Consider the following 26,845-nt stretch of genomic DNA (forward strand, 5'->3'; position numbering starts at 1 on the left):
AACCACCACCCAGCACCAACCGACACAAAGACCAGATGGTAATGCAATGGGTGTGAGATTAAACCGGACAGCAGTGGCCTTGTGCCGAGGATCTAACGAACCACAAGATCCAACGTGGTCAGATCCTCGGGACAAGCCCGAGGATGACGGAGATTTTGGATGCTGCCATATGAACCCAGTCCCCTGTGCGGTCTGGATTGCGGAATGGCGGCAACCAATCACTTCAAGCGGCTAACCAGCGCCTTCAACGGCTCTTCGATGGACGGGCGAATGTCTGCACGTTCCAGAGCGAAGGCCAGATTGGCGAGAATGAAGCCGTCCTTGGCGCCGCAGTCGAAGGTTTCGCCATCGAAGCGGTAACCGGCGAATTCCTGGCTCTTGGCAAGCGAGAGCATGCCGTCCGTCAGCTGGATTTCGTTACCGGCGCCACGTTCCTGATTTTCGAGAATGTCGAAAATTTCAGGCTGCAGAATGTAGCGACCATTGATGTAGAAGTTCGATGGTGCTGTTCCCTTGGCAGGCTTTTCCACCATTTCGGTGATCTTGAAGCCTTCACCAACGGTTTCGCCGACACCGACGATGCCGTATTTATGCGTCTGGTCCGGCGCGCATTCCTGCACCGCAATCACGTTGCCGCCGGTCTGGTCGTAAAGATCGACCATGCCCTTGAGGCAGCTTTTCTGCGAATGCATGATCATGTCAGGCAACAGCACAGCGAACGGCTCGTCGCCAACGATATCGCGTGCGCACCATACTGCGTGGCCAAGACCGAGCGGCACCTGCTGGCGCGTGAAGCTGGCCGTGCCCGCCTTGGGCAAAAGTCCGGCAAGCAAGGTCAGTTCGGCATTCTTGTTGCGCTCACGCAACATCTGCTCCAGTTCGAACTGAATGTCGAAGTAGTCTTCGATCACCGCTTTTCCACGACCTGTCACGAACACGAAATGCTCGATACCGGCCTCAGCGGCTTCATCCACCACATATTGGATGACCGGCTTGTCGACCACGGTCAGCATTTCCTTCGGAACAGCCTTTGTTGCAGGCAGGAAACGCGTTCCAAGACCCGCCACCGGGAAAACCGCTTTCCGAATTTTCTTCTGTTCTACCACACATTCCTCCTGAGAGACTCAACTGGATCAAAACTCGCCCACGACTTTGTTATGTCAAAAGTGGCAAACTTTTGTAAAGAGTGACGTTACCTTTGGTTAATGGTAAAGAATTTGTTGACTTTGAGTTGGTATTACATCGTGAAGCCCGATGCGTATCTCGCAATCGAAATGAAATTCGAGAGAAACGAAAGACTGCCGATGAAAAAGCTGATCCTTTCCCCCATCCGCTCGTACGTCCGCAAATTTGGCTGCATGGCATTTGCGGGTATCGCGATTGCCCTTGCGCCAGCAACAGCGAATGCCGATGCAGGTTTCCGACAGTGGATCAACCAGTTCTACACCACTGCCGCAAAGGAAGGCATCTCAAAGGCGACCTACCAGAAGGCATTTGCCGGTGTGACCGAGCCAGACCCGGACGCCCTGCGCAAAGCCACCTTCCAGCCCGAATTCACCACCCAGATCTGGGATTACGTCGATAGCCGCGTGAACCCTTACACGGTGCGGATCGGCCGTGAAATGAAGATGAAGCATGCCACCACGCTCAACTGGATCGAGCGGAATTTCAAGGTGGACAAGCACATCATCCTCGCTATCTGGTCGATGGAATCCAATTACGGTGCGGTTCTGGAAAAGCCGGAACGCCTGCACAACATTCCGCAAGCGCTGGCAACGCTTGCCTATTCCGACCCCAAGCGCGGCAAATTTGCCCGCACGCAGCTGATCGCAGCGCTGAAGATTCTTCAAAATGGCGACGTGACGCCGAAGCAACTGACCGGCTCCTGGGCTGGTGCCATGGGCCACACGCAGTTCATTCCCACCAGCTACCTGCTTTACGCGGTTGATGCGGATGGCAATGGCAAGCGCGACATCTGGCACTCCATTCCGGACGCCTTGGCAACCGCTGCAAACCTGCTGGCCAAGAATGGCTGGGAACCAGGCAGAACCTGGGGTTATGAAACGGCTGTTCCCAATGGCGGCGCACGCTATGAAGGCCAGACGAAATCCATGGCCGAATGGCAGAAGCTGGGCTTCGCCCGCCCCAATGGCAAGGGCTTTCCGCGCGGTTCCGACCGCGCCATGCTGAAGATGCAGGGCGGATCCAATGGTCCCGGCTTCCTGATGACGAAGAACTTCTTCACCATCAAGAAATACAATGCTTCCGACAGCTACGCACTGGCCGTTGGTCTGCTGGCAGACGAGATCGCCGGTTTTGGTGGCATGCAGCAATCCTGGCCACGCCCGGAAAACACGCTCGACATCAAGGAAAAATTCGAGCTTCAGACGCGCATGAAGGAACTCGGCTATTATGATGGCGAGGTCGATGGCAACTTCGGCTCCGGCTCCAAGGCTGCCATCAGCGCCATCCAGAAGCGCATGGGCATGGAAAACGACGGCGAACCATCCCGCAAGCTGCTGCGCGCCCTGCGCAATTGACAGGACCCGCGGGCGGGACCAGAATTAGAAAAACATAAAGAACCGTCCGGGAGGTTCACGCCGTGGTGAAGATTACGATTGGCAACATGCCGAGCAACGGAGCCGGTCGTCTCGTTTCGAAAGAGGACAAGTGTTCCTCAGTCATCCTCGGGCCTGTCCCGAGGATCGACACTCCATGGACAGCAAGCTTCAGGCTGCTCGCACGGCGGGGTGCGGTAGTGGCCCTGTCGCTCGTCATCTGCCTGCCTATCGTTTCCGATAACGCGCATGCGCAGGACTCAAGAGAGCGGCGCACCCTGTTCGACATGCTGTTTGGCGGCCCGAACATGCGGGATGACCGCATGTATGCACCCGACCGCAGCCAGCCGAGAATGCGCAGACAACAACCGCCAAGGGACAACCGCGCCGTCATTCGCCCACAGGCACCGCGCAAGACCCCATCCGTGGTGCAAATGCGAACGACACCGCCAGCCCCGGTGGAAAAACTCGAAAACGCCCGCCGCGTTCTTGTCATCGGTGATTTTCTCGCAGGTGGCATGGGCGAAGCGCTGGTCTCCACCTTCCAGAACTCACCTGCCATCACCGTGGATGTCCGCTCCAACGGCTCGTCGGGACTCGTGCGCACGGATTATTACGACTGGTTCGCCAACCTGCCGCAATTCCTGAAAGAAACCAGCCCGGCCACCATCGTCATCATGATGGGCTCCAACGATCGCCAGCAGATGGTGATTGGCGACACTAAGGAAAAATACGGCAGCGATATCTGGTTCAAGGAATATGAGCGCCGCATCGATGCACTGATTGCGCTCGCCAAGCGCCAACAGGTGCCTGTCCTGTGGGTCGGCCTGCCTGCTTTCCAGTCTCCATCGCTCACCGCAGACTTCGTCGGCTTCAACCGGCTTTACCGCAGCCATATTGAAAAGGCGGGCGGCGAATTCGTGGATGTCTGGGACGGCTTCGTGGATGAGGCGGGCAAGTTCGTGACGACCGGCTACGACGTCAACGGTCAGCAGGCCCGTCTGCGCGAAGCCGATGGCATCGGCATGACCCAGGCTGGCAAGCAGAAGCTCGCCTTCTATGTGGAAAAATTCGTCCGCCGCCATCTGGATGGCGCAGGCCCGGACCTGATGAAGCTAGACGGCAGCAACCTGCCCGCCCTCACCTCGCTTCCAGCGCTTGGCATCGACGCCCAGCAAGTCCGCACCCAGCCCATCAGCCTGACGGACCCTGACCTCGACGGCGGAGACGTCCTGCTAGGCGGCAAAACGCCCCCCAAACTCACCGTCACAGAATCCCCCCGCGAAAAACTCACCAAACGCGGCCTGATGGACGACGCCCCACTTGGCCGCGTGGATGACTACCGCATGCCAGCCCCTGCGGAGACGGCGGCGAAGTAGAGATCATCATTCGGTCGAGACCGAAACATAGGCGATAAAATTCTCTTATTGTCAGCCCATCGATACCTTTCGAAAAGAGATAGAAAATGGGCGAGCTAGCAATTTATCTACCCGGAATATTCATGGCGTACTCCGCCTTTCTCCTTGGAATTGCCAGTCCCGGACCAAATGTTCTGGCCGTCATCGGCACATCTATGGGGGTTGGAAGAATTCCCGCCATGGCTCTCGCATTTGGAATTGCGACCGGCTCCTTTTGCTGGGCGACCTTGACAGTCATGGGGCTATCAGCGTTGCTTTCAAACTACGCGATGGCGTTGATCATCATCAAAATTGGCGGTGGCCTCTATCTTCTATGGCTCGCCTACAAGGCGTTCAAATCGGCATCGTCCAGACAAGACATTGAAGTCAAAGACCTATCAGAAGGCAGACGTACACCTTATGGGTATTGGTTACGAGGCTTGACCGTTCAAATGACGAACCCCAAAGCCGCTCTGACATGGATCGCGATCATTTCGCTCGGACTGGCTCAGGATGCACCCAGCTGGGTTGGGCTTGTGATCGTTATAGGCACCTCGATACTGTCTGTGGCCATTCATCTGGCTTACGCCATCGCGTTTTCCACCCCCGTGATGGTACGGCTCTACTCCCAAGCACGTCGCATCATTCAAGCGACACTAGGAGCGTTTTTCACTCTGGCAGGTATTCGGCTTCTGACAAGCAGCACATGATCCCATCGAAGTCAGCGGATCACGAAATATTAAAGCCGGAACGATCCCTAGGCGGCTAATGTTAACTCCGCGCGAGGCATGACGCCTCGTAATGATGGATATGAGGAGTAAACATCATGGCCCACCAAGGTGGTACACACGAGCAGCATGGCAAGGCTGGTCAAAAATCTGGCAAAACTAGCGACACCAAAAGCGCATCGTCCGCTTCCGGCGCTGACATGAAGAGCGGCAAACAAGGCGGCTCTCACGACCAGCAGATGAAGGCCGGTCAGCAGAGCCACAAAGACAAGCATTGATTTTCATTCGTATGATCCCCGTCTATTGGCGGGGATCATACTGCGTATAAAGGGCGGCCATCTGGCCGCCTTTATCATGTTCAGCGCGGCAGCACCGAACTGCCCATCAACTCCTCATCGATAGCGCGCGCAGCCTGACGGCCTTCGCGGATGGCCCAGACCACAAGAGACTGGCCACGGCGGACGTCGCCTGCGACCCACATCTTGTCGATCGATGTCTTGTAGTCCTTGTCATTGGCAACAACGTTGGTGGAGCCGCGACGGTCGGTGTTGAGCGTCAGCTTGCCGTCCATCTCTTTCAGAACGCTATCGGTGGCAGGGCCGGAGAAGCCGATGGCGATGAAGGCGAGATCGGCCTTTATGATGAATTCCGTGCCGGCAATCGGCTTGCGGCGCTCATCCACCTGGCAGCACTTCACGCCTGTCAGCACACCATCCTCGTCACCGACGAATTCAAGCGTCGCGACCTGAAATTCGCGTGCGGCACCTTCTGCCTGAGAAGATGACGTACGCATCTTGGTGGCCCAGTATGGCCAGACGGCAAGCTTGTCTTCCTTTTCGGGCGGCATCGGGCGAATGTCGAGCTGCGTAACCTTGACGGCACCCTGACGGAACGCCGTGCCGACGCAGTCAGACGCCGTATCACCACCGCCAACCACGACCACATGCTTGCCACCGGCAAGGATCGGATCGGAAGGCCAACCAACGCTGTCGATGCTTTCACGACCGACGCGGCGGTTCTGCTGCACGAGATACGGCATCGCATCGTGAACGCCATGGAATTCCGTGCCGCCGATACCGGCAGGACGCGGTGTTTCCGAACCGCCGCAATACAGCACGGCATCATGTTCGGCGATCAGCGTTTCAACAGTCATGTCGACACCGACATTAACGCCGTAATGGAAGGTCACGCCCTCGCCCTTGATCTGCTCCACGCGACGATCGATGAAGTTCTTCTCCATCTTGAAGTCGGGAATACCATAGCGCAGCAAACCGCCCGCCTTGGATTCGCGCTCATAGACATGCACATCGTGGCCCGCGCGGCCCAACTGCTGCGCCGCCGCCAGACCGGATGGGCCGGAACCGATGATGGCGACCTTCTTTCCAGTATGCACGGTGGCTGGCTTCGGCACGATGAAGCCAAGCTCATAGGCCTTGTCGGCAATAGCCTGCTCGACCGTCTTGATCGCAACCGGTGCATCTTCGAGGTTCAGCGTGCAGGCTTCCTCACAAGGTGCGGGACAGACACGGCCAGTGAACTCAGGGAAGTTGTTGGTGGAATGGAGGTTGCGGATCGCCTCTTCCCAATTGTTGTTATAGACCAGATCGTTCCAGTCGGGGATCTGGTTATGAACCGGGCAGCCGGTCGGGCCATGGCAATAGGGAATGCCACAGTCCATGCAGCGCGCCGCCTGCTTCTGCACTTCCGGGTCCGACATGGGAATGGTGAATTCCCGGAAATGGCGAATACGATCCGACGCCGGCTGATACTTGCCAACCTGACGATCTATTTCCAGAAAACCTGTAACCTTGCCCATGCTTCAGTTCCTTCTGCGGCGCTATCGCAGCCAATTTTCAACTTTCAATCCCGGAACCCGGGAAAACTCTCTCTCATTGTCCGTCACGACCACCGCATCGAGCGCAAGCGCGTGTGCGGCGATCAGCATATCCATTTGGCCGATCAACTGACCCTGCTTCTGCAAGGTGCTGCGTATCTCGGCGTAGTGCATATCCGCAGGCGATGCCCAAGGTGCTATCTCGAAGTCTGCCAGAACCTGCTCGACCAGCATTTCCAGCCGCCGTGAACCACGGTTGCGATATCCAAATCGAAGTTCTGCCGCCACAATAATGCTCGTCCCCAAGTCCCCAATCGCAAGTGCCGCCGTGCGTTGGCCCACCCTCTCCTCAGGAGATCGGATCAGGTTGGAGATGATGTTCGTGTCGTACAGATACCTCATTCTGGAAAATCGATGTCCACAGGCTCCGGTGGATAGTCCTCGATTTCCGGCATCTGGTCTTCCTCAGAAAGCGGCTCAAGTGTGCGCAGCCACGCCACCAAATTCGCAGGAGAACGAGGCGTCCTAACCGGATGAACAAGCAGATCACCATTTTCATTCATGCTGATTTCCACCTGATCCGCTTCGAACTCGAACTCTTTGGGAATTCGTATCGCCCGGCTTCTCCCATTATTGAAGACCTGCGCAATCTTGACGACATTCATGACTGCCTCCATCCTGTGATATGACAAAGCATATCACAGGACTTGTCGAAATCCAACTATTCCGCCGCAACACCCATTTTCATCCGCTCCATTTCCTCAAGCGCACGGCGGTATTCGACCGGCATGACCTTGCGGAATTTCGGGCGGAACTCGCTCCAGCGGTCGAGGATGTCCTTGGCGCGGTTGGAGTTGGTGTAGTGGAAGTGGTTGGAGATCATCTGGTAAAGACGCTCCTCGTCGTGGCGCGTCATGTCTTCGGAGACGTCCACACGTCCCTTGTGCATGAGGTCGCCGCCGTGGTGGTGCAGCTTTTCCAGCATATCGTCTTCTTCCGGCACCGGCTCCAGCTCGACCATGGCCATGTTGCAGCGCTTGGCGAAATCGCCTTGCTCATCCAGCACATAGGCCACACCACCAGACATGCCAGCTGCGAAGTTGCGGCCGGTTTCACCTAGGACAACGACGATGCCGCCCGTCATATATTCGCAGCCATGGTCGCCCACGCCTTCGACAACGGCAATGGCACCGGAGTTGCGGACGGCGAAACGTTCACCTGCTACACCCCGGAAATAGCACTCGCCGGTGATGGCACCGTACAGCACGGTATTGCCGACGATGATCGAGTTTTCGGCGATGATGCGAGCATTTTCCGGCGGACGGACGATGATGCGGCCACCCGACAGACCCTTGCCGACATAATCGTTGCCGTCGCCCACGAGATCAAAGGTGATGCCGCGTGCAAGGAACGCGCCGAAGGACTGGCCCGCTGTACCGCGCAGCAGCACATGGATGGTGTCATCCTTCAGGCCCTTATGGCCCCAACGCTTGGCAAGCGCGCCCGAAAGCATCGCACCGGCAGAGCGGTCGACGTTCTTGATCGGCACTTCGAAGACCACGGGCTCGCGGTTTTCGAGAGACGGCATCGACTTCTCGATCAGCTTGCGGTCGAGAATATCGTCAATCGGGTGCTTCTGGCGCTCGGTCCAGTAGGTCGCTTCCTTCGGCGCATCGACCTTGTGGAAGATGCGGCTGAAATCGAGCCCCTTGGCCTTCCAGTGCGCCAGCATCTCATCCTTCTCGAGCAGTTCGGAAGCGCCGATGATCTCGTCCAGCTTGGACACGCCAAGCGAGGCCAGGATTTCGCGCACTTCTTCGGCGACGAAGAAGAAGTAGTTGATGACATGTTCCGGCGTGCCCTTGAAGCGCTTGCGCAGAACCGGGTCCTGTGTGGCAACGCCCACAGGGCAGGTGTTGAGATGGCACTTGCGCATCATGATGCAGCCAGCCGCAATCAGCGGAGCCGTTGCAAAGCCAAACTCGTCGGCACCCAGCAACGCACCGATGATGACGTCGCGACCCGTCTTCAAGCCGCCATCCACCTGCAAGGCGATACGTGAACGAAGGCCGTTCATGACCAGCGTCTGCTGCGTCTCGGCAAGGCCGATTTCCCATGGCGAACCGGCATGCTTGAGCGAGGTAAGCGGAGACGCACCGGTGCCGCCATCGAAACCGGAGACGGTGATGTGGTCCGCACGTGCCTTGGCAACGCCAGCCGCAACCGTGCCGACACCGACTTCGGAGACGAGCTTGACGGAAACATCGGCTTCCGGGTTGACGTTCTTCAGGTCGTAGATCAGCTGCGCCAGATCTTCGATGGAGTAGATATCATGGTGAGGCGGTGGCGAAATGAGGCCGACGCCCGGTGTGGAGTGGCGGGTCTTGGCAACCGTCGCATCCACCTTGTGGCCGGGCAACTGACCGCCTTCGCCGGGCTTGGCACCCTGCGCGACCTTGATCTGCAGCATATCGGCATTGACGAGATATTCCGTCGTCACACCGAAACGGCCGGAAGCGATCTGCTTGATGGCGGAGCGTTCCGGGTTCTGCTGGCCGTTGAGCAGCGGCAGGTAACGGTCGGATTCTTCACCGCCCTCACCCGTGTTCGACTTGCCGCCGATGCGGTTCATCGCAATCGCCAGCGTCGTGTGCGCTTCGCGGCTGATGGAGCCGAAGGACATGGCGCCGGTGGAGAAACGCTTGACGATATCGACGGCAGGCTCGACCTCATCGACAGAGATCGGCTTGCGACCCAGCGCCTCGGCACCCTTGACCTTGAACAGGCCGCGAATGGTGTTCATGCGCAGGTTGGTGTCGTTCACCATTTCCGCGAATTCGCGGTAACGCTCCTGGCTGTTGCCACGCACGGCGTGCTGCAAGGTGGCAACCGCATCCGGGCTCCAGGCATGGCTTTCGCCGCGCATGCGATAGGCATATTCGCCACCGATATCCAGCGTGCTGGCAAGGATCGGGTCCTTGCCGAAGGCGTCTGTGTGACGCGATACGGTTTCCTCGGCAATTTCCGTCAGGCCAACGCCTTCAATTTGCGTAGCTGTGCCGAAGAAATATTGTTCGATGAACTGCGAAGACAGGCCGATGGCGTCGAAAATCTGCGCGCCGCAATAGGACTGGTAGGTGGAAATGCCCATCTTGGACATGACCTTGAGAATGCCCTTACCGACCGCCTTGATGTAGCGATAGACGACTTCATCGTCGGACACTTCCTTTGGAAATGCATTGTGCTTGTGCATGTCCAGAAGCGTGTCGAAGGCGAGATAGGGGTTGATGGCTTCGGCACCATAACCGGCCAGCAGGCAGAAATGGTGCACTTCGCGCGGCTCGCCGGTTTCGACAACGAGGCCGACCGAGGTGCGCAGACCCTTGCGGATCAGGTGATGGTGCACGGCAGCGGTAGCCAGCAGCGCCGGAATGGCGATGCGGTCCGGCCCGAGCTGACGGTCAGACAGGACGATGATGTTGTAACCACCGCGAACGGCGGATTCCGCACGCTCGCACAAGCGGTCCAGCATCTCCGGCATGCCTTCGGCACCACGCTCCACCGCATAGGTGAAGTCCAGCGTCTTGGTGTCGAAACGGTCTTCCGTGTGGCCGATGGAGCGGATCTTTTCCAGATCGCCATTGGTCAGGATCGGCTGGCGCACTTCCAGACGCTTGGCGCGGGCGGCACCTTCGTGGTCGAGAATGTTCGGGCGCGGACCGATGAAGGAAACAAGGCTCATCACCAGCTCTTCGCGGATCGGGTCGATCGGCGGGTTGGTGACCTGCGCGAAGTTCTGCTTGAAATAGGTGTAAAGCAGCTTCGACTTGGACGACATGGCCGAAATCGGCGTGTCGGTGCCCATAGAACCGATTGCTTCCTGACCGGTCGTCGCCATGGGCGACATCAGAAGCTTGGTGTCTTCGCTGGTGTAACCAAAGGCCTGCTGACGGTCGAGCAGCGACACGTCGCGACGCAGCGCGCGGGGCTCGACGGGCTTCAGGTCTTCGAGGATCAGCTGGGTGCGATCCAGCCAAGTGCGATACGGATGCTTGGCGGCAAGCTCGTGCTTGACGTCCTCGTCGGAAACGATGGAGCCCTTTTCCATGTCGATCAGCAGCATCTTGCCGGGCTGCAAACGCCACTTCTTGATGATGCGCTCTTCCGGCACCGGCAATGTACCGGCTTCGGACGCCATGATGATGCGGTCATCGTCGGTGACGAGATAACGGGCCGGGCGCAGGCCGTTACGGTCCAGCGTAGCACCGATCTGCTTGCCATCGGTAAAGGCAACGGCAGCCGGGCCATCCCATGGCTCCATCAGCGCTGCGTGATACTCGTAAAACGCCTTGCGTTCCGGCGACATGGACTGGTTGCCAGCCCATGCCTCGGGGATCAGCATCATCACGGCATGCGCCATGGAGTAGCCGCCGCGCACCAGAAATTCGAGTGCGTTGTCGAAGCAGGCGGTGTCCGACTGCCCCTCATAGGAAATCGGCCAGAGCTTGGAAATGTCTTCGCCGAACAGCGGCGAGGCAACGGAAGCCTGACGTGCCGCCATCCAGTTGACGTTGCCGCGCAGCGTGTTGATTTCACCGTTATGGGCGACCATGCGATACGGGTGCGCCAGCTTCCAGGATGGGAAGGTGTTGGTGGAGAAACGCTGATGAACGAGTGCGACGGCAGACTCGAAACGCGGATCGGCCAGGTCTTTGTAGTAGGCGCCGACCTGATAGGCCAGGAACATACCCTTATAGACGATGGTCGAAGACGACAGCGAAACCGGATAGAAATCCTGCGCTTCCTTGCCGCCGCCAGCGTCATAAATGCGGTTGGACAGAACCTTGCGGATCAGGAACAGCTGCCGCTCGAACTCGGCATTGGTCGCTGCATCGCGGCCTGCACCGATGAAGACCTGCACATGGTGCGGCTCGGTGGCGGCAATGTCGGGAGCCTTGGAGAGCGACGAGTTATCGACCGGCACATCGCGGAAGCCGAGGAATTGCTGGCCTTCCTCGCCGATGACATCGATGATGACCTTCTTGTAGTGCTCGATCTGCGCGGCATCACGCGACATGAAGATGTGGCCAACGGCATATTCGCCAGCCTTGGGCAGCGTCACGCCCTGAAGCGCCATTTCCTCACGGAAGAACTTGTCGGGGATCTGCACCAGAATGCCCGCGCCATCACCCATCAGGGGATCGGCACCGACAGCACCACGGTGGGTGAGGTTTTCGAGAATGAACAGGCCATCCTTGACGATCTGGTGGGACTTCTGACCCTTCATATGCGCCACGAAGCCGACGCCGCAGGCATCATGCTCCTTGCGCGGATCATAAAGACCCTGCTTTTCAGGCAGACCACCAATCGTTGCGCGCGGAGCAGCAGCCTGCGGCTGAGCGTCCGTCGGACAGTCGTTGGTCAACATCGCCGCGGCGTTTTCGCCTTCCAGCTTGATCGTCATGTTTCGTCCCTCCTGCAACAGGTTGCATGGCTTCACGCAGAGAGGCGGATGCTCGACCTCCTCACCGTTTCCGGATAGAGGCTTCGCGTCCGCTTGTCAATTTAGGACAGCAATGCTGTCTTAATTCTGGATGGATTTTGACAGAAACGATGCGGCTCTGCAAGTCCACCGCAACATTTTATAAACATACAAAATGACGCTAAATGTCTTGCGCGGGAATCTTTGCGCAACTTTCTTCCGGCAAAAAGACGAAATCATTGCTTTCATTGCCTGATTTGCGTTCCCGACGATAAGGCCATAAAACGACAATCGTTTGGCACGACAGCCACTCCCGCCCATCGTCAACTCATCGAAAGTGCAGACCCATGTTTTTTGCTTCCGACAATTGGGCAGGCGCCCACCCCGCCATCAATGAGCGGCTGATGAAGGAATCCACCCGCTTCGCGGCAGCCTACGGCACCAGCGAACTGGACCGCGCCATCGAAAAGCGCTTCAACGAAATTTTCGAGCGCGAGGTCGCCGTCTTCTTCGTCGGCACCGGCACGGCTGCCAATTCACTGGCCATGGCCAGCGTTGCCCGCCCCGGCGGCATCGCCTTCTGCCATTCCGAAGCCCACGTTATCGAAGACGAATGCGGTGCGCCGGTGTATTTTTCCAACGCCTCGCGGCTGATGCCCGTCGCTGGACCCAACGGCAAGATGCTGCCGAAGAACCTCGAAGCTGCCATCGGTCGCTTCCCGCCCGGCTCCATCCATCAGGGCCAGCCCATGCTGGTCACGCTGACGCAGGCGACAGAGCAGGGTACGGTCTACGAACTCGATGAAATCGACGCCATCTCGAAAATCGCTAAAAATGCCGGTGTACCCTTGCACATGGATGGCGCACGTTTTGGTAACGCCATGATGGCGCTGGGCACAACGCCAGCCGAAATGACCTGGAAGCGCGGCGTTGATATTCTCTCCTTCGGCGCAACGAAAAACGGTTGCTGGTGCGCGGAAGCCATCGTTTACATGGACCCGAAAACGGCAGGAGACCTGCCCTTCATCCGCAAGCGTTCGGCACAGCTGTTCTCCAAGACCCGCTTCATGGCCGCGCAATTCGACGCCTATTTCAAGGACGACCTCTGGCTGGAACTGGCCGCCCACGCCAATGCCATGGCAACGCGCCTGCGCAACGGCCTCTCCGCTTCCAACAGCGCACGTCTGGCTTGGCCGACCCAATCCAACGAGCTTTTCGTGGTGCTGAACAAGGACAAGGCCAAGGCCGCCAAAGAGGCCGGTGCCAGCTTCTATGACTGGCCCGTCCCCCATGACATGCCGGAGCCCGTCGGCGAAAACGAACAACTCATCCGCCTCGTCACAAGCTTCGCGACGCTGGAGAACGACGTAGATGATTTCCTGCGGATTTGCGGGGCTTCGTAAAAACTCCCTTCGTCAAATTCAAATATAGGCTTGAAGTTATATAATTTGAAAGTTATATTTCATGACGTGGCGTGTGGAATTTGACGAGGATTTCGCGAACAAGTTCGGCGCATTCGAAGCGGAGGTAAAAATCGAGCTTCGTGCGCAGGTGAATGTTTTGAAAATCCATGGTCCCTCCTATGGGCGGTCACGGGTCGATACGTTGAATGGCTCCAAACACGCCAACATGAAGGAATTGCGTTTCGATGCTGCAAACGGTGTCTGGAGAGTGGCCTTTGCTTTCGATCCATCCCGAAGCGCCATTCTGCTTGTGGCCGGAGACAAATCCGGCGTCAGCGAGCGGCGTTTCTATAAAAAGCTGATCAAGACAGCCGATATGCGTTTCGACGCGCATTTGCAGCGGCTGAAAAAAGAGTGAGAAAAGGCTATGCCCATTTCCGCAGACGACGTTTTCAACGCGACCATGTCACCCGATGAGATCGAAGCTTCAGACCGCCGGACGCGGGAACTGCTCGACGAATACGATACCTTGCAAAAACTGCGCAAGGCGCGCGCGATGACGCAGGAAACCATCGCCAAGAAGATGGGGACCAAGCAGGTTTCTGTTGCGCAATTGGAAAAGCGTTCGGACCTTCTGCTGTCCACCCTGCGCGGGTATGTGCGCGCACTTGGCGGCGAGTTGGACCTTGTTGTCCGTTTTGAAGGACACGAACCCGTCGTTCTTGCCGGTTTCTGTGAGGGCGGTGAGCCTTCACCATCAGAAAAGCACACCGTGTCAGAAAAACGTCCCCGCAAACGTCCGTCAGCAGCGACCGCGGCTTAGACGCCCGGCACCATGCCCTTCGCCATAACCAGCTTCGACAGTGCCTCGACCAGTTCCGCATCCGCGCCCTTCCTCGGCTGAAGCACGAATTCCACGTCCTCCAATGCAGGCAGAGCCCCCTTGGGCAGTTCGCGCAATCCCGAAGGCGCCATGCTGCGCGGCTGCACGAGAACGCCCATCCCCGCGCGCGCGGCGGCAGTCAAACCGCTGAGGCTGGCGCAGGTGCAGACGATGCGCCAGGCGACACCGGCGCGGTCGAGCGCTTCCTGCGCGGCCTTGCGAGTGATGCTGGGCGGCGGGAAGGCGATGAGCGGCAGGGCGTTTTCTCGGGCAATCACGGCATCCGGGTCTTTTGCCAGCCACACCAGAGGTTCGCGGTAGAGGAAGTGCCCGAGCTGATCGCCCAGCCGTCGTTTTGCCAGCACCACATCCAGCTCGCCATTGTCCTGCATTTCGTACAGCGCGCCGCTCAGCGCCACCGTCAGCTCCAGATCGACCAGCGGATAGAGCCGTGTGAACTCTTCCAGAATAACCGTGAGGCGGCTTGCGACAAAGTCTTCGGAAACGCCGAGGCGCAGGCGGCCACGAAGCCTGCTTTCCCCAAAGAGAGCGGCGACCTTGTTGTTGATATCCAGCATGTTGCGGGCATAGCCCAGCAGCGCCTCGCCCTCCGGCGTCAGGCGAACGCGGTGAGTGTCGCGCGCGATCAGGCGCTGGCCGAGAAAGGCTTCCAGCCGCTGAATATGCTGACTAAGCGTTGATTGGCCGATGCCCAACCGCTCGGCGGCATGGGTGAAACTCATGGTTTGCTCCAGCGTTACGAAGCTGGCGAGATGCTGAAGGTTGAGCATGGTTATCTCACATCATGATAACTGTTAGTTTTTGCATCTCATTTCATGATGAGCGATAATGCAAACCAGTTCAATGCAAAACCAGAAAAACGAAAGCACGCCGCCATGAGCCGCTTCCTGCCCGACCGCTTCACCATGATGCTGGTCGCCACCGTCATTATCGCTTCTCTCCTGCCTGTCAGCGGTCAAGCCGCCGATTACTTCGGCATCGCCACCAAATGTGCGATTGCGCTTCTGTTCTTTTTGCATGGCGCAAGACTGTCGCGTGATGTGGTGATTGCAGGTGTTCTGCACTGGCGTCTGCATCTGGTCATCCTGCTGGTCACCTTCGGTCTGTTTCCGCTGATCGGCGTCGGCCTGGGTTACATTCCGCAGAGCATTCTGCCTGCCCCGCTTTACATGGGCGTCTTGTTTTTGTGCGTCCTGCCATCCACAGTACAGTCTTCCATCGCTTTCACTTCCATGGCGGGCGGCAATGTTCCGGCGGCGATTTGCGCGGCATCGGCATCGAATATTTTCGGGATGTTTTTGACGCCGCTGCTCGTTGGCTTTCTGTTTACAGTCGGCGGCCATGGCGGCGGATTTTCACTGGATGCCTTTGGGCAAATCTTCCTGCAATTGCTGCTGCCCTTCATTCTGGGTCAGGCCTTGCAGCCATGGATCGGCGACTGGATTCGTGCGCGCAAAAAGCTACTGGCTCCGGTTGATCGCGGCTCTATCCTGATGGTCGTCTATCTGGCTTTCAGTGAAGCGGTCATCGAAGGCATCTGGAACCAGTTCACCCTGCGCGACATCGGCGTCGTCATCGGCATCGACATGGCCCTGCTCATCCTCGTCCTGTGCATCACCATGTTCGGCAGCCGCCTCGTCGGCTTCAAGAAGGAAGACGAAATTACCATCACCTTCTGTGGCTCCAAGAAAAGCCTGGCGAGCGGCGTGCCCATGGCCGGTGCCATTTTTGCAGGCCAGAGCATCGGTGCCATCGTGCTGCCGCTGATGCTGTTTCACCAGATACAGTTGATGGCCTGCGCCGTGATTGCGCAGCGTTATGCCAACAAAGCCAAGGACATCGAAACGAAGAAAGCCGCCGAGATCGCACTCGCATCGGAACAAACAAAAACGGCCCTGCAATGAGGGCCGTTTCGTCAGGCTATGCCAGAGGGCTTAGTTGACCTGAGCAGGCGTTACCTGCGCTTCGATCTGCTTTGGCTCGTCCGTTACGTCTGAAACAATCGCGATGCGACGGGGTTTCATGGCTTCGGGAATATTGCGCAGAAGATCAATGTGCAGCAGGCCGTTCTTCAGCGAGGCGTTCTGCACCTCAACGTGGTCGGCAAGCTGGAAGCGGCGCTCGAAGGCGCGCTTGGCAATGCCGCGATAGAGGAATTCGCCTTCGCTTTCCTTGGTCTCATCAGCCTTTTCAGCCTTCACGGTCAGAACATTGGCGCGGGATTCGATGCTGAGTTCGTTTTCATCGAAACCGGCCACCGCCATGGTGATGCGGTAAGCATTCTCGCCGGTGCGCTCTATGTTATAGGGCGGGTAGGCTTGTGCCTGTTCCGGCTGGCCAAGGCCATCGAGCATGGAGAAAAGGCGGTCGAAACCGACCGTGGAGCGGTAAAGTGGGGAAAAATCAACGTGACGCATGGTGTCCTCCTTATGAGCGACTGTTTGCGGTTATGGCCCTCACCCCGTACTGGCGATGAGTGGCCGGACACGGTCCCGTTCTGGCGACCGTGACAAAGAGATGGGAAGGCATTTGGGCAAGTTCAAGAGTTTTAGCGACCCGGAATGCGCCTGAACGACAACTGAACGAATGGTTCTGAAATCGTTCAGTTTGACGGCGATATGAATCGACACATCGGAGGCCATCTCCGGCGGCAGAAGTGTAACGTCCCTTCTTCTTCTGTCATCTTCGCCGGAACCGCGACTGCTAAGCCCGACGGTTCCGGCAATTTTTCCTTCGACGTGCCAAGACTTTTCCTTTGACGAGTGAGGATGCGCAACTTATCCCGTTCTGAACCATCTCGTCAGTGCCAAGTCGGAAACCCCATCCATGACCGAAGCCATATTATACGCGACCAAGGGCAACCCCGTGCCCGAGAACCACATCGCGGGCTATTTTACCGGTCATAAAAACAAGAAGCTGCGCTACGCGATTTTCCGCTCCAGCCATTCCGTGGCACGCGGCACCATCGTTTTGCTGCATGGCCGCAACGAATGCATCGAGAAATATTTCGAGACCGTCAACGATCTGACAGCCAAGGGCTTCTGGGTCGCCACCTTCGACACGCGCGGACAGGGCGGATCGGAACGGATGCTGAAAAAAGCCCATGCGGGCTATGTGCGGCGCTTTTCGGATTATCAGAAGGATATTTCGCTGTTTCTGGAACAGGTCGTGCTGCCGGATACGCGCCTGCCCTTCTTTTTGCTGGCCCATTCCACCGGCGGGCTTGCCGCCCTTTCCATGGGGCCAGCGCTGTCCAACCGCATCGAGCGCATGGTGCTGAGCGCGCCCTTCATCACGCTGGGCGGGCAATCCCTGCCCAGCTGGTTCATCAAGCTCGTCGCGACATCGCTCAGCCTGATCGGTCTTGGTGGTGTCCAACTCGGCAAGGACCAGCGCGAACGGTCTTTCGATGACAATCCGCTGACATCCGACCCTGCCCGCTTTGCCCGCAATCTCGCAATCGGCACGGAGCATCCGGAACTCTTCATCGGTGCGCCAACGGCACGCTGGCTGTTCGAAGTGCTGAAAACAATGCCTTGGGTCACGAAGCAGGACCATCTGACCAACATCACCGTGCCGACCCTGCTTCTGGCACCCATGCGCGATTCACTTACGCCCTATGCGGCGCAGGAGCAATTATCGCGCAACTTCCGCGCGGCACAGCTCATCCCGGTCACAGGCGCACGGCACGAACTCTTTCTGGAGCGCGATGTCTATCGCAACCAGGCTCTGGCCGCGATAGACGCCTTCTTTGCGCCGGAAGCTTAAGAGTGCGGGCTGACGCCCGGCACATCGGTCAGTTTCCAATGCCTGCCTTGGCAACTAGAACCGGCTGCGCACGGTAATCTGCGGCAAACATCTTCTTCAGATTTTCGATCTTCGGCAGGTCGTTATAGACGATATAGGGATAGGTCGGATTGCTGGTCAGAAAATCCTGATGATAGCCTTCCGCAGGATAGAACGGCTTGTTCGGCTCTATCGTCGTCACAATGGGCTCATTGTAGATATGCGCCTTGTTCAGCTGCTCGATATAGGCCTTGGCCACACGCGCCTGCTCAGCATTGGTTGGAAACAGTGTCGAGCGATATTGCGTCCCGGTGTCAGGTCCCTGCCGGTTCAGTTCCGTCGGGTCATGCGCCACCGAGAAATAGATTTGCAGCAGATGACCGTAGCTCACTTTGCGCGGATCGAAGGTAACCTTGACGGATTCCGCGTGGCCGGTCCTGCCGCCACTCACGGTTTCGTAACTGGCGGTATCCTTTGCGCCGCCCGCATAACCCGAAACGGCGTTATCAACGCCCGCAACATGCTGGAACACGCCCTGCACGCCCCAGAAACAGCCACCGGCAAATATGGCCGTTTCCGTTGCTGCTGAACTTTTCTCATCCACCGCAGGCGCGGGGATTTTGAGCCCTTCCTGCGCGGATGCGATGATGGTGGAAGATGCCAGTGCCGCGACAATCAGGCCCGACCCGGCAAACGTTCTCAATGACTTGGACAATGGAAATGCTCTGCGCATGACGGCCTCCTCAACCGGTGTGGAATGCATGACCGTATGCCAGCATTCAAAAAACTCTGGTGATAACGCGCGCATCAAGCGGAGGCTGGCCTGAATGTCATGGCAACGCCATTCATGCAGTATCTCAGCCCTGTCGGCTTTGGCCCGTCGTTGAACACATGGCCCTGATGCCCACCACATCTGCCGCAGTGGACCTCCACTCGCTCCATGCCCAGCGATGCATCGCGTGTGGTGCCGACAGCATTGTCAAGAGGCTTCCAGAAACTCGGCCAGCCGGTTCCGCTTTCGAATTTGGTGTCGGATGAAAACAGCGCCTGATCGCAAGCGGCACATAAAAACGTACCTTTGCGGTGTTCCGCCAGCAACGGGCTGCTGCCCGGAAATTCCGTTCCCTCCTGCCGCAGAACATTGAACTGCGCAGGCGTCAGCAGCTTGCGCCACTCACTGTCCGTATGGGTAACGGCAAAACTCTTGGACGATGCAGCCAGAATGGGTCGAACACCGCCAGAAAGATAACCCGCTGTAAAGACCGCCGCACCGGCCACCAGAAAATCGCGCCTGTCCATAATCATCACCTCCGCTTTGAAATCGCGTCATGGTGACTCTTACGTGCCGGTGAGGATTAAGTTTCAGCTTTAACAGGCTTGCCGAGCCCGATTGGGTGACAAAAGCGCAAGGAGCCGATCACATATCGGTGTTCGTCTGGAGAAGAACAGGCGCAAGCAGATTGCTGCGGGCAGCCCTGTCGCGAGGCGAAGGCATAAGGCTGGCGGCAGTGTTGCAGCCGCCAGCGACGTTCAAAGCGATAAAAGGACGAGTGCTCGTCACTCCATGCCAAGTGCAGCCATATAGGTCTGCAAAATCGTTTCTTCTTCGATACGCTCGTTGGCGTCCTTCTTGCGCAGACGGATGATGGTGCGGATGGCCTTGGTGTCGTAGCCACGGCCCTTGGCTTCGCCCATCACGTCCTTGATGTCGCCGGAAATCGCGGCCTTTTCTTCTTCGAGACGCTCGATGCGCTCGATGAACTGGCGCAGTTCTGCGGCGGCGACGGTTTCGGTTGTGGCTGTTTCGTCCATTATCTTTTCCTTCACGGGTGGGGCTCTTTACGCGGAGCCTCATGATTCAAAACTGGTGGAGGCCGAAGCCCGTAGCCGCACAGGCAGCCTAATTTTTCAGGATGGTGAACTGCCCGCCCAAAGCCGCCGCGTCAAGCCGATTCCGATCTTGCGACCTTATTCCTTGGGCTTGTTTTGCTCGAATGCGACTTTCTGGGCATCGCTTGCTTCGCTCTGATGCAGGTTTTTCCACACATCATAGGGCATTCCATAGACCATCTCGCGGGCGGCATCCTTGCTGATCTCGTGGCCCGCATCCTTCGCCGCATCCGTATACCAGTTGGACAGGCAGTTGCGGCAAAAACCGGCAAGGTTCATCAGGTCGATGTTCTGCACATCGCTACGCTCGCGCAAATGCTTGAGCAGCCTGCGAAAAGCCGCTGCTTCCAGCTCTGTCTTCGTAATATCGCCAAGTTCGCTCATCGTACTCTCCGCTTTAGTAAGGTCCGGTCCGCGAGGCGAACTGCTGATATTCGTGCAGGGTGGGATCATCATTCATTGCGGCAAAAATGGGAGCAAGGCGCTGCGCCCAGTCGGCGATCCCGGCCTCATCGCCGATCAGATCCTGCCGCACTTCCAGAAGCGCGTGGGGAATGCCCTTGATCATGCAATGACGATACATGGTGTCGCCCTTGAGCGCTCCGTCATAGGGTTCATTATCCCCTACCAGAATGTCGCCAGCGGCCCGCAAACGCGCAATCAGGGGCGTTACGGCACGGTGGTCGGTGTCCCACAAAACCGCCGCATGCCACGGACGGGGCACGTCTTTCCAGAACGGTGTGTAGGAATGCAGCGAAAAGACCAGCGGCGCCTTGCCTGATTTATCGGCCACCGTGTCCAACACCGACCCCACGGCATTGTGATAGGGCCTGTGGTAGGTGTTCAGCCGCAAATCCCACTCGTCTTGCGTGATGGGGTGGTTGCCGGGAATGATCGCTCCATCGGAAATCTTCATAATGAGGGTCGGGTCGTCCTCGCCGCGATTGGGATCGATCAGCAGTCGGGAAAACCGGCTCATCACCGCCGGCACGCGCAATTGCGCGGCAAGCTTTCGCGTCAGACCTTCAATGCCGATGTCGAAAGCGATGTGGCGCTGAAAAGCGGCTTGCGGCAAGCCGAGATTACCGTAAGCTTGGGGCAGAAGGTTCGTGGCGTGATCTGCAAGCAGAACCATGCCTTTGTCATAATCGCCTTCTATGATTTCGTATGGCTGGAAGTCTGACATGTCTGATTTCTAAGGCCGATAAGGGAGAGACGCTTGATGGCATGGCTCGCCGCCACGCGCAAGTTAAGACGGCATCACAGCCACTCACAGCACCGCACACGGGATCCTACGGAAATATAATCGATTGAAGTCGCGTTGACTTTCTTGGGCGTCCGCGCCAAGAAGTGTTTTCATTTTATAACCATGGAATCCGGATGGAAGCCGTGCCACACACATTCTCCGCCCTCCTTGAAAAACACCGGCGCGCGATACGCTTTTTCTCCGCAGCCGCCCTGTTCACCGCCCCGCTTCTTCTTGCAGAACCGGCTCTGGCGGATTTCCGCGTTTGCAACAGCACGCAGAACCTCGTCGGCGTTGCCATCGGCTACCGTGCGCAGGATGGCTGGGTTTCGGAAGGCTGGTGGCAGGTTCCTGCCTCCACCTGCGCCACTCTGATCGAGGGTGAGCTGCAGTCGCGCTATTATTATCTCTACGCCGAAGATGCCGCCCGTGGCGGTCGCTGGACCGGCGACGTCAACATGTGCGTCGCGGAAAACGAGTTCAAGATCAACGGCGTGGACGATTGTTATGCCCGTAGTTTCCAGCGAATGGGTTTCAAGGAATACGATACGGGTCGACAGGGAAGCTGGATGGTCCAGCTTTCGGACACGCCAGGTACACAGGAAAGTCAGAACTGATGAAGCGTAATCGCAAAGTCAAAATCCTTGCAACTCTCGGCCCGGCATCATCCGACGAGGCAATGATCGAGAAGCTCCATCTGGCTGGCGCCGATCTCTTCCGCATCAATATGAGCCATGCCAGCCATGACGTGATGCGCACGCTGATCCAGCGCATTCGCTCGGTCGAAAGCCGCGTTGGCCGTCCCATAGGCATTCTGGCCGACCTTCAGGGCCCCAAGCTTCGCGTCGGCAAGTTTGCAGAGACCAAGGTCGATCTCGTTGCAGGTCAGACCTTTACGCTCGACAACAATGAAGCACCGGGCGACAAGAACCGCGTCTTCCTGCCGCATCCAGAAATTCTCGAAGCCGTAAAGCCAGGCGACCGCCTGCTGATCGACGATGGCAAGCTGCATCTGCGCGCTGAAAAATGCGACGGCAAGAGCATCGTGACAACCGTGGTATCCGGCACGAAGATTTCCGACCGCAAGGGCATCAGCCTGCCCGATACCCTGCTCGGCGTCGGTGTTCTGACCGACAAGGACCGCGTCGATCTGGATGCCGTTCTGGCAACTGACGATGTCGATTGGGTCGCGCTTTCCTTCGTACAGCGCCCGGAAGATCTGGTCGAAGTGCGCAAGATCGCCGGTAATCGCGTTGGCCTCATGTCCAAGATCGAGAAGCCGCAAGCTGTCGAGCGCATCGAGGAAATCATCGCACTGTCCGACGCGCTGATGGTTGCCCGTGGCGACCTTGGCGTTGAAATGCCATTGGAAGCCGTTCCTGGCATTCAAAAGCAGCTGACCCGCGCCTGCCGCAGAGCCGGCAAGCCGGTCGTCGTTGCCACGCAGATGCTGGAATCGATGATTTCCGCAGCCGTGCCAACGCGCGCCGAAGTTTCAGACGTTGCAACTGCCGTCTTCGAAGGCGCTGACGCCATCATGCTCTCTGCCGAATCCGCCTCCGGCGATTATCCGGTCGAAGCCGTCTCCACCATGGCCTCGATTGCCAGCACGGTTGAGCAGGACCCGCATTATTCCAGCATCATCTACGCGCAGCGCGCCCAGCCTGAAGCAACGGGTGCCGACGCCATTTCTCTGGCAGCACGCCAGATTGCCGAAACGCTCGGCCTGTCTGCCATCGTCACCTACACATCGTCGGGCACCACCGGCCTGCGTGCCGCCCGCGAGCGTCCACAGGTTCCAATCATCGCGCTGTCGCCGATCATCCAGACGGCTCGTCGCCTCTCCGTGGTCTGGGGCCTGCACTGCGTCGTCACCGGCGATGCAAGCGATCTGGACGACATGGTCAACCGCGCCTGCCGCATCGTGGTGGACGAAGGTTTCGGCAAACCCGGCAACCGCATCATCATCTCAGCCGGTGTTCCGCTCGGCACACCCGGCGCAACCAACATGGTCCGCATCGCCTATATCGGCTCTGACGGCCAGAGCGGCGTTTAAAAGGAAACGGCAGCGAAGCATGTCTTCGCTGCCGCATTTCAAAGCTCAACAAAAAAGGCGCAGCATCGGCTGCGCCTTTTTTGTTTTACCGATAAGGCTGACTAGACGTCCTGATAGGCCATGACGACGATGTTCACCTGAGCAGAGCTCATGGCCTGAATCTGCGTTGTTGAGAAGGCTTTGATATGAGTGTCGGAAAGCTCGGCCAGGGCGGAGGTCGCCAGACCGGAAATCGAGGTTTTCTTGATCGAGGCGATCTCCGATGTGGTGAAGGAGTTGAGTTCGCTTCCATCCAGTGTCGCCAACTGCTTGGCGGTCAATGATGCAACCTGAGTCTGGTTCAGCGCCTCGATACTCTCTGGGCTCAAAGCCTCAAACTGCGCTGGCGTCAGGGCAGCAAGCTGTTTGGTTGTCAAGGCGCTGAGCCGGGCAGTATCGAGACTGGCAATTGTATCAGTCGAGAGGCTGGCAAGCTCCCTGGTTCCCAAGGCGGAGAACTGCTGGGGCGTCAAAGCGGAAAACTGGCTCGGGGTTAGCGCATTCACCTGCGCCGTTGACAGGTTGCCGATCTGTGCGGTCTTCATGGCGGTGACGAGATCGTCCGAAAGACCGGCGATAGCGGAGGTGGTCAAACCACTGATCGCATCCCTTGTAAGCGTTGCGATTTCGTCAGAGCTAAAACTGTTCAGTTCTTCTGCAGACAGGGTAGCGGCCTGTTTGCCGGTTAACCCCGCTACCTGTTTCCTGTCGAGAGCCTCGATACTGCCAAAGCTCAGCGCATCGAACTGGGTCGTGGACAAAGCCTTGATGTGCTTTGTGGTGAAGGCTGCGACATCGTCTCCGTCCAGGCCTGCAATGACCGTCGTCGAAAGGCCCGAGATTTGTTTTGCCGTCATCGCAGAAAACTGATTAGGCTCCAGCGCGGCAAATTGAGACGGGCTGAGCGCCTGCATTTGCTGCGACGAGAGAACTGAAATCTGCGCCGTTGTCAGCGCTGCGAGCCTGTCATTGCTGAGACCCGCGAGCGCGGTGGTCGTCAACCCCGCAATCGCGGACTTGCTCAGTGATGCGATCTCTTCAGGGGTGAAGGTGTTCAGATCGGCTGCGCTCAACGTAGCAACCTGCTGGGATTTCAGACCTGCGACCTGCTTCGTTGTCAGACCTTCAATACTGCTTGAACTCAAAGCATCGAACTGCAAGGTCGTCAGCGCAGACATTTGCTTCGATGTCATGGCTGCCACTTGAGAGGCATCGAGATCGGCGATCACAGAGGTCGAAAGCCCGGCGATCTGCTTTGTCGTCATCGCCGCAAACTGACTGGGTTCCAATGCAGCAAGCTGAGCCGAACTAAGAGCCTGCATTTGTTGCGATGACAAGGCCGCGACCTGCGTCGTGGTAAAGGCCGCAATCCTGTCCGTCGTCAAACCTGCAATCGCTGCGGTCGTAATGCTGGCAATAGATGCCTTGTTGATGGAGGCAATTTCATCGAGGGCGAAGGTGTTGAGTTCGGTCGCGTCCAAAGTGGAGACCTGCTGCGACTTCAGCCCCGCGACTTGCTTCGTGGTCAACCCCTCAATGCTGCTGGACGTCAAAGCGCCGAACTGGACTGTCGTCAAAGCCCCCACCTGCTTTGTCGTCATGGCAGCGAGTTTGGAACTGCTGAGATTGGCAATGGCGTCGGTGGATAGCCCGGCAATCTGTTTCGTCGTCATCGCCGCGAACTGGTTGGGTTCCAACGCCGCAAGTTGAGATGAACTGAGAGCCTGCATTTGCTGCGACGACAAGGCCGCGACCTGTGTCGTGGTCAGAGCCGCAATTCTGTCCGTGGTCAGACCTGCAAGAGCGGCCGTCGTCATGCCTATAATCGACGTTTTGCTGAGAGACGCGATTTCCTGAGGCGTGAAGGTGTTCAACTCATCAGCGCTCAAAGTCGCGACCTGCAGCGATTTAAGCCCAGCTACCTGCTTGCTCGTCAGACCTTCGATGCCGCTTGAGGTCAAGGCATCGAACTGCGTGGTTGTCAGCGCAGCGATCTGCTTCGACGTAAGGGCCCCCACTTGAGAACTATCAAGATTTGCGATGACGTTGGTAGATAGACCAGCGATCTGCTTGCTCGTCATCGCTGCGAATTGGCCGGGTTCCAAGGCCGCGAGTTGAGCAGAGCTCAAAGCCTTCATCTGATCCGACGACAAAGCCGCGACTTGCGACGTCGTCAGAAACGTAATCTTATCCGTGGTGAGACCGGCAATCGCCGATGTCGTCAGTCCGGCAAGCGCGGCCTTCTTGAGGGATGCAATTTCTTCGCCGGTAAAGCTGTTGAGTTCGTCAGCCGTCAGCGTAGCAGTTTGCGTCGATGTCAGCCCCAAGACCTGTGTCTTTGTCAAGCCCTCAAGGCTGGTCGAGGTCAGGGCGGTGAACTGTTCCAACGAAAGGGCGGCGACCTGTTTGGTGGTCATGGCCGCAAGCTTGTCGCTGCTGAGAGAAGCGATCGCCTGTGATGACAGGCCGGAGAGCTGCTTTGTCGTCAGGGCCGCAAACTGGGTCGAGGTCAGCGCGGAAAGTTGGTTCGAGGTCAGCGCCTTCAGCTGATCTGAAGAGAAAGCGGCGATTTGAGTTGTGGTAAAAGCAGTAATCTTATCTGTCGCAAGACCTGCGAGCGACGATGTCAGCAAGCCGAAAAGCGATGTCTTTTTGATGGAAGCGATTTCGCCCGCAGTGAAGCTGTTGAGTTCAGCTGCCGACAGTGTCGCGACCTGCTGGCTCGAAAGCGCAGAAACCTGTTTACTGTCAAGCGCCTCGATCAGCGACGATGAAAATCCGTCGAGCTGGCTTGCATAAAGCGCATTCACCTGACCGGTCGTCAGACCGGAAACCTGCGTGGTGCCAATGGCGGTTAGTTGGTTCAGCGTCAATCCCGTGATCGATTTCGTCGCAATGGCGCTGATCACTTTCGTGCTCAGTGTAGAAACGACACCCGTGTCGAGCGCGCTTATCTGGCTGGACGTCAGAACCTTGATTTGCGAAGACTTCAGCTCTTCCAGATCATTCTTTGTCAACGTGGCAATGGTGGAGTTCGGAAGCTGGGCGATCTGCTTCGTCGGAAGAGTGGCAATGGAGGTCATGGGCGCGCGACACCGTCAAATACAAGATCGATGTTCACCCAACGAAGCCATATCGACACCACACCCCACCGCAGACATCGGTAAAAGCCAATCGATACGGAACTCCCGACAAAACCGGAAACGGCAAGTCAGACAACGTTGCGCAAACAGCGAATTTAAAAGGAACATGGCTCGCGAGAACCGGCGCAATGAAAAAGCTTCATGCGTACAGTGCTGATTTCAAACACTGCCTTGCGCCATAGACAACATATGCGTCATTTAAATACAGTCTTTTACGCCAAAACATCAGACTGCATTAGTATACAAACTGCTCCGCAAAGTAACAGCATCAATATTGCGCGTCAAGATAACGATCTCGTCATTATTCAATCAGCGGCTTCATGCGACGAAAAATTCTACTCCGCCAACACAAAAATCGCGCCCTCGTCTTTCGAGGACA

Annotated in this window: 24 protein-coding genes; 11 read left to right on the top strand and 13 right to left on the bottom strand. The window is 57.5% G+C overall.

Going from position 1 to position 26,845, the window contains the following annotated elements; translation table 11 throughout:
- Nucleotides 1-218 precede the first annotated feature (218 nt).
- Nucleotides 219-1,106, bottom strand: a complete 888-nt coding sequence (gene galU, locus ABUK73_RS13645) for a UTP--glucose-1-phosphate uridylyltransferase GalU (protein ID WP_353577770.1) — start codon at nt 1,104-1,106, stop codon at nt 219-221.
- 198 nt (nt 1,107-1,304) lie between these two features.
- Between galU and ABUK73_RS13650 the strand changes: the two genes are divergently transcribed.
- The 4 genes from ABUK73_RS13650 (at nt 1,305) to ABUK73_RS13665 (ending at nt 4,961) form a co-directional block, all read left to right on the top strand.
- A complete protein-coding gene (locus ABUK73_RS13650) occupies nt 1,305-2,540 on the top strand; it encodes a lytic murein transglycosylase (protein ID WP_353577771.1) in 1,236 nt (411 codons plus the stop codon).
- 62 nt (nt 2,541-2,602) lie between these two features.
- Nucleotides 2,603-3,937, top strand: a complete 1,335-nt coding sequence (locus tag ABUK73_RS13655; RefSeq protein WP_353577772.1) for an SGNH/GDSL hydrolase family protein — start codon at nt 2,603-2,605, stop codon at nt 3,935-3,937.
- An 86-nt stretch (nt 3,938-4,023) separates the two neighbouring features.
- Complete coding sequence (locus ABUK73_RS13660) at nt 4,024-4,665, top strand: LysE family translocator (RefSeq protein ID WP_353577773.1); 642 nt, start codon at nt 4,024-4,026, stop codon at nt 4,663-4,665.
- Between the two features lie 116 nt (nt 4,666-4,781).
- Nucleotides 4,782-4,961 (top strand): hypothetical protein, encoded by a 180-nt coding sequence (locus ABUK73_RS13665; RefSeq protein WP_353577774.1) that lies wholly within the window; start codon nt 4,782-4,784, stop codon nt 4,959-4,961.
- A gap of 80 nt (nt 4,962-5,041) precedes the next feature.
- Here the strand turns inward: ABUK73_RS13665 and ABUK73_RS13670 are convergent, their stop codons facing one another.
- Genes ABUK73_RS13670 through gltB form a run of 4 tightly spaced genes read right to left on the bottom strand, consistent with a single transcriptional unit; the run spans nt 5,042 to nt 11,945 of the window.
- Nucleotides 5,042-6,499 (bottom strand): glutamate synthase subunit beta, encoded by a 1,458-nt coding sequence (locus ABUK73_RS13670; protein ID WP_353577775.1) that lies wholly within the window; start codon nt 6,497-6,499, stop codon nt 5,042-5,044.
- 21 nt (nt 6,500-6,520) lie between these two features.
- Entirely contained in the window at nt 6,521-6,919 is a 399-nt protein-coding gene (locus tag ABUK73_RS13675; protein ID WP_353577776.1) for a type II toxin-antitoxin system VapC family toxin, read from the bottom strand.
- Nucleotides 6,916-7,182, bottom strand: coding sequence for an antitoxin (locus tag ABUK73_RS13680; protein ID WP_162237915.1), 267 nt, complete (start codon nt 7,180-7,182; stop codon nt 6,916-6,918). The genes ABUK73_RS13675 and ABUK73_RS13680 overlap by 4 nt, the downstream gene beginning before the upstream one ends.
- A gap of 56 nt (nt 7,183-7,238) precedes the next feature.
- Nucleotides 7,239-11,945: a glutamate synthase large subunit gene (gene gltB / locus ABUK73_RS13685; RefSeq protein ID WP_454892374.1), complete on the bottom strand. Its 4,707-nt coding sequence runs from the start codon at nt 11,943-11,945 to the stop codon at nt 7,239-7,241.
- Between the two features lie 401 nt (nt 11,946-12,346).
- Between gltB and ABUK73_RS13690 the strand changes: the two genes are divergently transcribed.
- The 3 genes from ABUK73_RS13690 to ABUK73_RS13700 all read left to right on the top strand — a co-directional run bounded on the left by ABUK73_RS13690 (nt 12,347) and on the right by ABUK73_RS13700 (nt 14,225).
- Nucleotides 12,347-13,402, top strand: a complete 1,056-nt coding sequence (locus tag ABUK73_RS13690) for a threonine aldolase family protein (RefSeq protein WP_353577778.1) — start codon at nt 12,347-12,349, stop codon at nt 13,400-13,402.
- A gap of 61 nt (nt 13,403-13,463) precedes the next feature.
- The gene (locus tag ABUK73_RS13695; RefSeq protein WP_353577779.1) at nt 13,464-13,820 is read left to right on the top strand and encodes a type II toxin-antitoxin system RelE/ParE family toxin; all 357 of its coding nucleotides are present in this window, start codon (nt 13,464-13,466) and stop codon (nt 13,818-13,820) included.
- 9 nt (nt 13,821-13,829) lie between these two features.
- On the top strand, nt 13,830-14,225 hold the full coding sequence (locus tag ABUK73_RS13700; RefSeq protein WP_353577780.1) for a helix-turn-helix domain-containing protein: 396 nt from the start codon (nt 13,830-13,832) through the stop codon (nt 14,223-14,225).
- On the opposite strand, the gene ABUK73_RS13705 is transcribed toward ABUK73_RS13700, so the two are convergent.
- On the bottom strand, nt 14,222-15,076 hold the full coding sequence (locus ABUK73_RS13705) for a LysR substrate-binding domain-containing protein (RefSeq protein WP_353577781.1): 855 nt from the start codon (nt 15,074-15,076) through the stop codon (nt 14,222-14,224). The genes ABUK73_RS13700 and ABUK73_RS13705 overlap by 4 nt on opposite strands.
- A 105-nt stretch (nt 15,077-15,181) precedes the next feature.
- Here ABUK73_RS13705 and ABUK73_RS13710 point away from each other — a divergent pair, with 105 nt between their 5' ends.
- Nucleotides 15,182-16,210: a bile acid:sodium symporter family protein gene (locus ABUK73_RS13710; RefSeq protein WP_353577953.1), complete on the top strand. Its 1,029-nt coding sequence runs from the start codon at nt 15,182-15,184 to the stop codon at nt 16,208-16,210.
- A gap of 30 nt (nt 16,211-16,240) precedes the next feature.
- On the opposite strand, the gene ABUK73_RS13715 is transcribed toward ABUK73_RS13710, so the two are convergent.
- The gene (locus tag ABUK73_RS13715; protein ID WP_113089403.1) at nt 16,241-16,723 is read right to left on the bottom strand and encodes an Hsp20 family protein; all 483 of its coding nucleotides are present in this window, start codon (nt 16,721-16,723) and stop codon (nt 16,241-16,243) included.
- A 409-nt stretch (nt 16,724-17,132) separates the two neighbouring features.
- Here ABUK73_RS13715 and ABUK73_RS13720 point away from each other — a divergent pair, with 409 nt between their 5' ends.
- Nucleotides 17,133-18,074 carry an alpha/beta hydrolase gene (locus ABUK73_RS13720; RefSeq protein ID WP_353577782.1) on the top strand — a complete coding sequence of 314 codons (942 nt, stop codon included), beginning with the start codon at nt 17,133-17,135 and terminating at the stop codon, nt 18,072-18,074.
- A gap of 28 nt (nt 18,075-18,102) precedes the next feature.
- Here the strand turns inward: ABUK73_RS13720 and msrA are convergent, their stop codons facing one another.
- The 5 genes from msrA to ABUK73_RS13745 form a co-directional block, all read right to left on the bottom strand.
- Nucleotides 18,103-18,825: a peptide-methionine (S)-S-oxide reductase MsrA gene (msrA, locus tag ABUK73_RS13725; protein ID WP_353577783.1), complete on the bottom strand. Its 723-nt coding sequence runs from the start codon at nt 18,823-18,825 to the stop codon at nt 18,103-18,105.
- 74 nt (nt 18,826-18,899) lie between these two features.
- Complete coding sequence (gene msrB / locus ABUK73_RS13730; RefSeq protein WP_113089434.1) at nt 18,900-19,391, bottom strand: peptide-methionine (R)-S-oxide reductase MsrB; 492 nt, start codon at nt 19,389-19,391, stop codon at nt 18,900-18,902.
- Nucleotides 19,392-19,649: 258 nt separating this feature from the next.
- Entirely contained in the window at nt 19,650-19,907 is a 258-nt protein-coding gene (locus ABUK73_RS13735) for a DUF2312 domain-containing protein (RefSeq protein ID WP_103089095.1), read from the bottom strand.
- A gap of 153 nt (nt 19,908-20,060) precedes the next feature.
- Nucleotides 20,061-20,366, bottom strand: coding sequence for a DUF1244 domain-containing protein (locus ABUK73_RS13740; protein WP_353577784.1), 306 nt, complete (start codon nt 20,364-20,366; stop codon nt 20,061-20,063).
- 13 nt (nt 20,367-20,379) lie between these two features.
- On the bottom strand, nt 20,380-21,168 hold the full coding sequence (locus tag ABUK73_RS13745) for an N-formylglutamate amidohydrolase (protein ID WP_353577785.1): 789 nt from the start codon (nt 21,166-21,168) through the stop codon (nt 20,380-20,382).
- Between the two features lie 194 nt (nt 21,169-21,362).
- Here ABUK73_RS13745 and ABUK73_RS13750 point away from each other — a divergent pair, with 194 nt between their 5' ends.
- Together ABUK73_RS13750 and pyk are read left to right on the top strand one after the other, a co-directional pair.
- Complete coding sequence (locus tag ABUK73_RS13750) at nt 21,363-21,845, top strand: DUF1036 domain-containing protein (RefSeq protein WP_113089398.1); 483 nt, start codon at nt 21,363-21,365, stop codon at nt 21,843-21,845.
- On the top strand, nt 21,845-23,284 hold the full coding sequence (gene pyk, locus ABUK73_RS13755) for a pyruvate kinase (protein ID WP_353577786.1): 1,440 nt from the start codon (nt 21,845-21,847) through the stop codon (nt 23,282-23,284). Before ABUK73_RS13750 ends, pyk begins: the two co-directional genes overlap by 1 nt.
- 101 nt (nt 23,285-23,385) lie before the next feature.
- Here pyk and ABUK73_RS13760 read toward each other — a convergent pair whose 3' ends face one another.
- A complete protein-coding gene (locus ABUK73_RS13760; RefSeq protein ID WP_353577787.1) occupies nt 23,386-26,406 on the bottom strand; it encodes an ice nucleation-like protein in 3,021 nt (1,006 codons plus the stop codon).
- Nucleotides 26,407-26,845: the final 439 nt, after the last annotated feature.

It is taken from the genome of Agrobacterium vacciniicorymbosi (assembly GCF_040427045.1).
GTDB lineage: Bacteria > Pseudomonadota > Alphaproteobacteria > Rhizobiales > Rhizobiaceae > Agrobacterium.

Excerpts from the sequence above, each read along its gene's own strand:
- ABUK73_RS13650 (WP_353577771.1), top strand. The coding sequence starts at position 1,305 with ATGAAAAAGCTGATCCTTTCCCCCATCCGCTCGTACGTCCGCAAATTT.
- ABUK73_RS13660 (WP_353577773.1), top strand. The coding sequence starts at position 4,024 with ATGGGCGAGCTAGCAATTTATCTACCCGGAATATTCATGGCGTACTCC.
- ABUK73_RS13665 (WP_353577774.1), top strand. The coding sequence starts at position 4,782 with ATGGCCCACCAAGGTGGTACACACGAGCAGCATGGCAAGGCTGGTCAA.
- ABUK73_RS13670 (WP_353577775.1), bottom strand. The coding sequence starts at position 6,499 with ATGGGCAAGGTTACAGGTTTTCTGGAAATAGATCGTCAGGTTGGCAAG.
- ABUK73_RS13675 (WP_353577776.1), bottom strand. The coding sequence starts at position 6,919 with ATGAGGTATCTGTACGACACGAACATCATCTCCAACCTGATCCGATCT.
- ABUK73_RS13680 (WP_162237915.1), bottom strand. The coding sequence starts at position 7,182 with ATGAATGTCGTCAAGATTGCGCAGGTCTTCAATAATGGGAGAAGCCGG.
- gltB (WP_454892374.1), bottom strand. The coding sequence starts at position 11,945 with ATGTTGACCAACGACTGTCCGACGGACGCTCAGCCGCAGGCTGCTGCT.
- ABUK73_RS13690 (WP_353577778.1), top strand. The coding sequence starts at position 12,347 with ATGTTTTTTGCTTCCGACAATTGGGCAGGCGCCCACCCCGCCATCAAT.
- ABUK73_RS13695 (WP_353577779.1), top strand. The coding sequence starts at position 13,464 with ATGACGTGGCGTGTGGAATTTGACGAGGATTTCGCGAACAAGTTCGGC.
- ABUK73_RS13700 (WP_353577780.1), top strand. The coding sequence starts at position 13,830 with ATGCCCATTTCCGCAGACGACGTTTTCAACGCGACCATGTCACCCGAT.
- ABUK73_RS13705 (WP_353577781.1), bottom strand. The coding sequence starts at position 15,076 with ATGCTCAACCTTCAGCATCTCGCCAGCTTCGTAACGCTGGAGCAAACC.
- ABUK73_RS13710 (WP_353577953.1), top strand. The coding sequence starts at position 15,182 with ATGAGCCGCTTCCTGCCCGACCGCTTCACCATGATGCTGGTCGCCACC.
- ABUK73_RS13715 (WP_113089403.1), bottom strand. The coding sequence starts at position 16,723 with ATGCGTCACGTTGATTTTTCCCCACTTTACCGCTCCACGGTCGGTTTC.
- ABUK73_RS13720 (WP_353577782.1), top strand. The coding sequence starts at position 17,133 with ATGACCGAAGCCATATTATACGCGACCAAGGGCAACCCCGTGCCCGAG.
- msrA (WP_353577783.1), bottom strand. The coding sequence starts at position 18,825 with ATGCGCAGAGCATTTCCATTGTCCAAGTCATTGAGAACGTTTGCCGGG.
- msrB (WP_113089434.1), bottom strand. The coding sequence starts at position 19,391 with ATGGACAGGCGCGATTTTCTGGTGGCCGGTGCGGCGGTCTTTACAGCG.
- ABUK73_RS13740 (WP_353577784.1), bottom strand. The coding sequence starts at position 20,366 with ATGAGCGAACTTGGCGATATTACGAAGACAGAGCTGGAAGCAGCGGCT.
- ABUK73_RS13745 (WP_353577785.1), bottom strand. The coding sequence starts at position 21,168 with ATGTCAGACTTCCAGCCATACGAAATCATAGAAGGCGATTATGACAAA.
- ABUK73_RS13750 (WP_113089398.1), top strand. The coding sequence starts at position 21,363 with ATGGAAGCCGTGCCACACACATTCTCCGCCCTCCTTGAAAAACACCGG.
- pyk (WP_353577786.1), top strand. The coding sequence starts at position 21,845 with ATGAAGCGTAATCGCAAAGTCAAAATCCTTGCAACTCTCGGCCCGGCA.
- ABUK73_RS13760 (WP_353577787.1), bottom strand. The coding sequence starts at position 26,406 with ATGACCTCCATTGCCACTCTTCCGACGAAGCAGATCGCCCAGCTTCCG.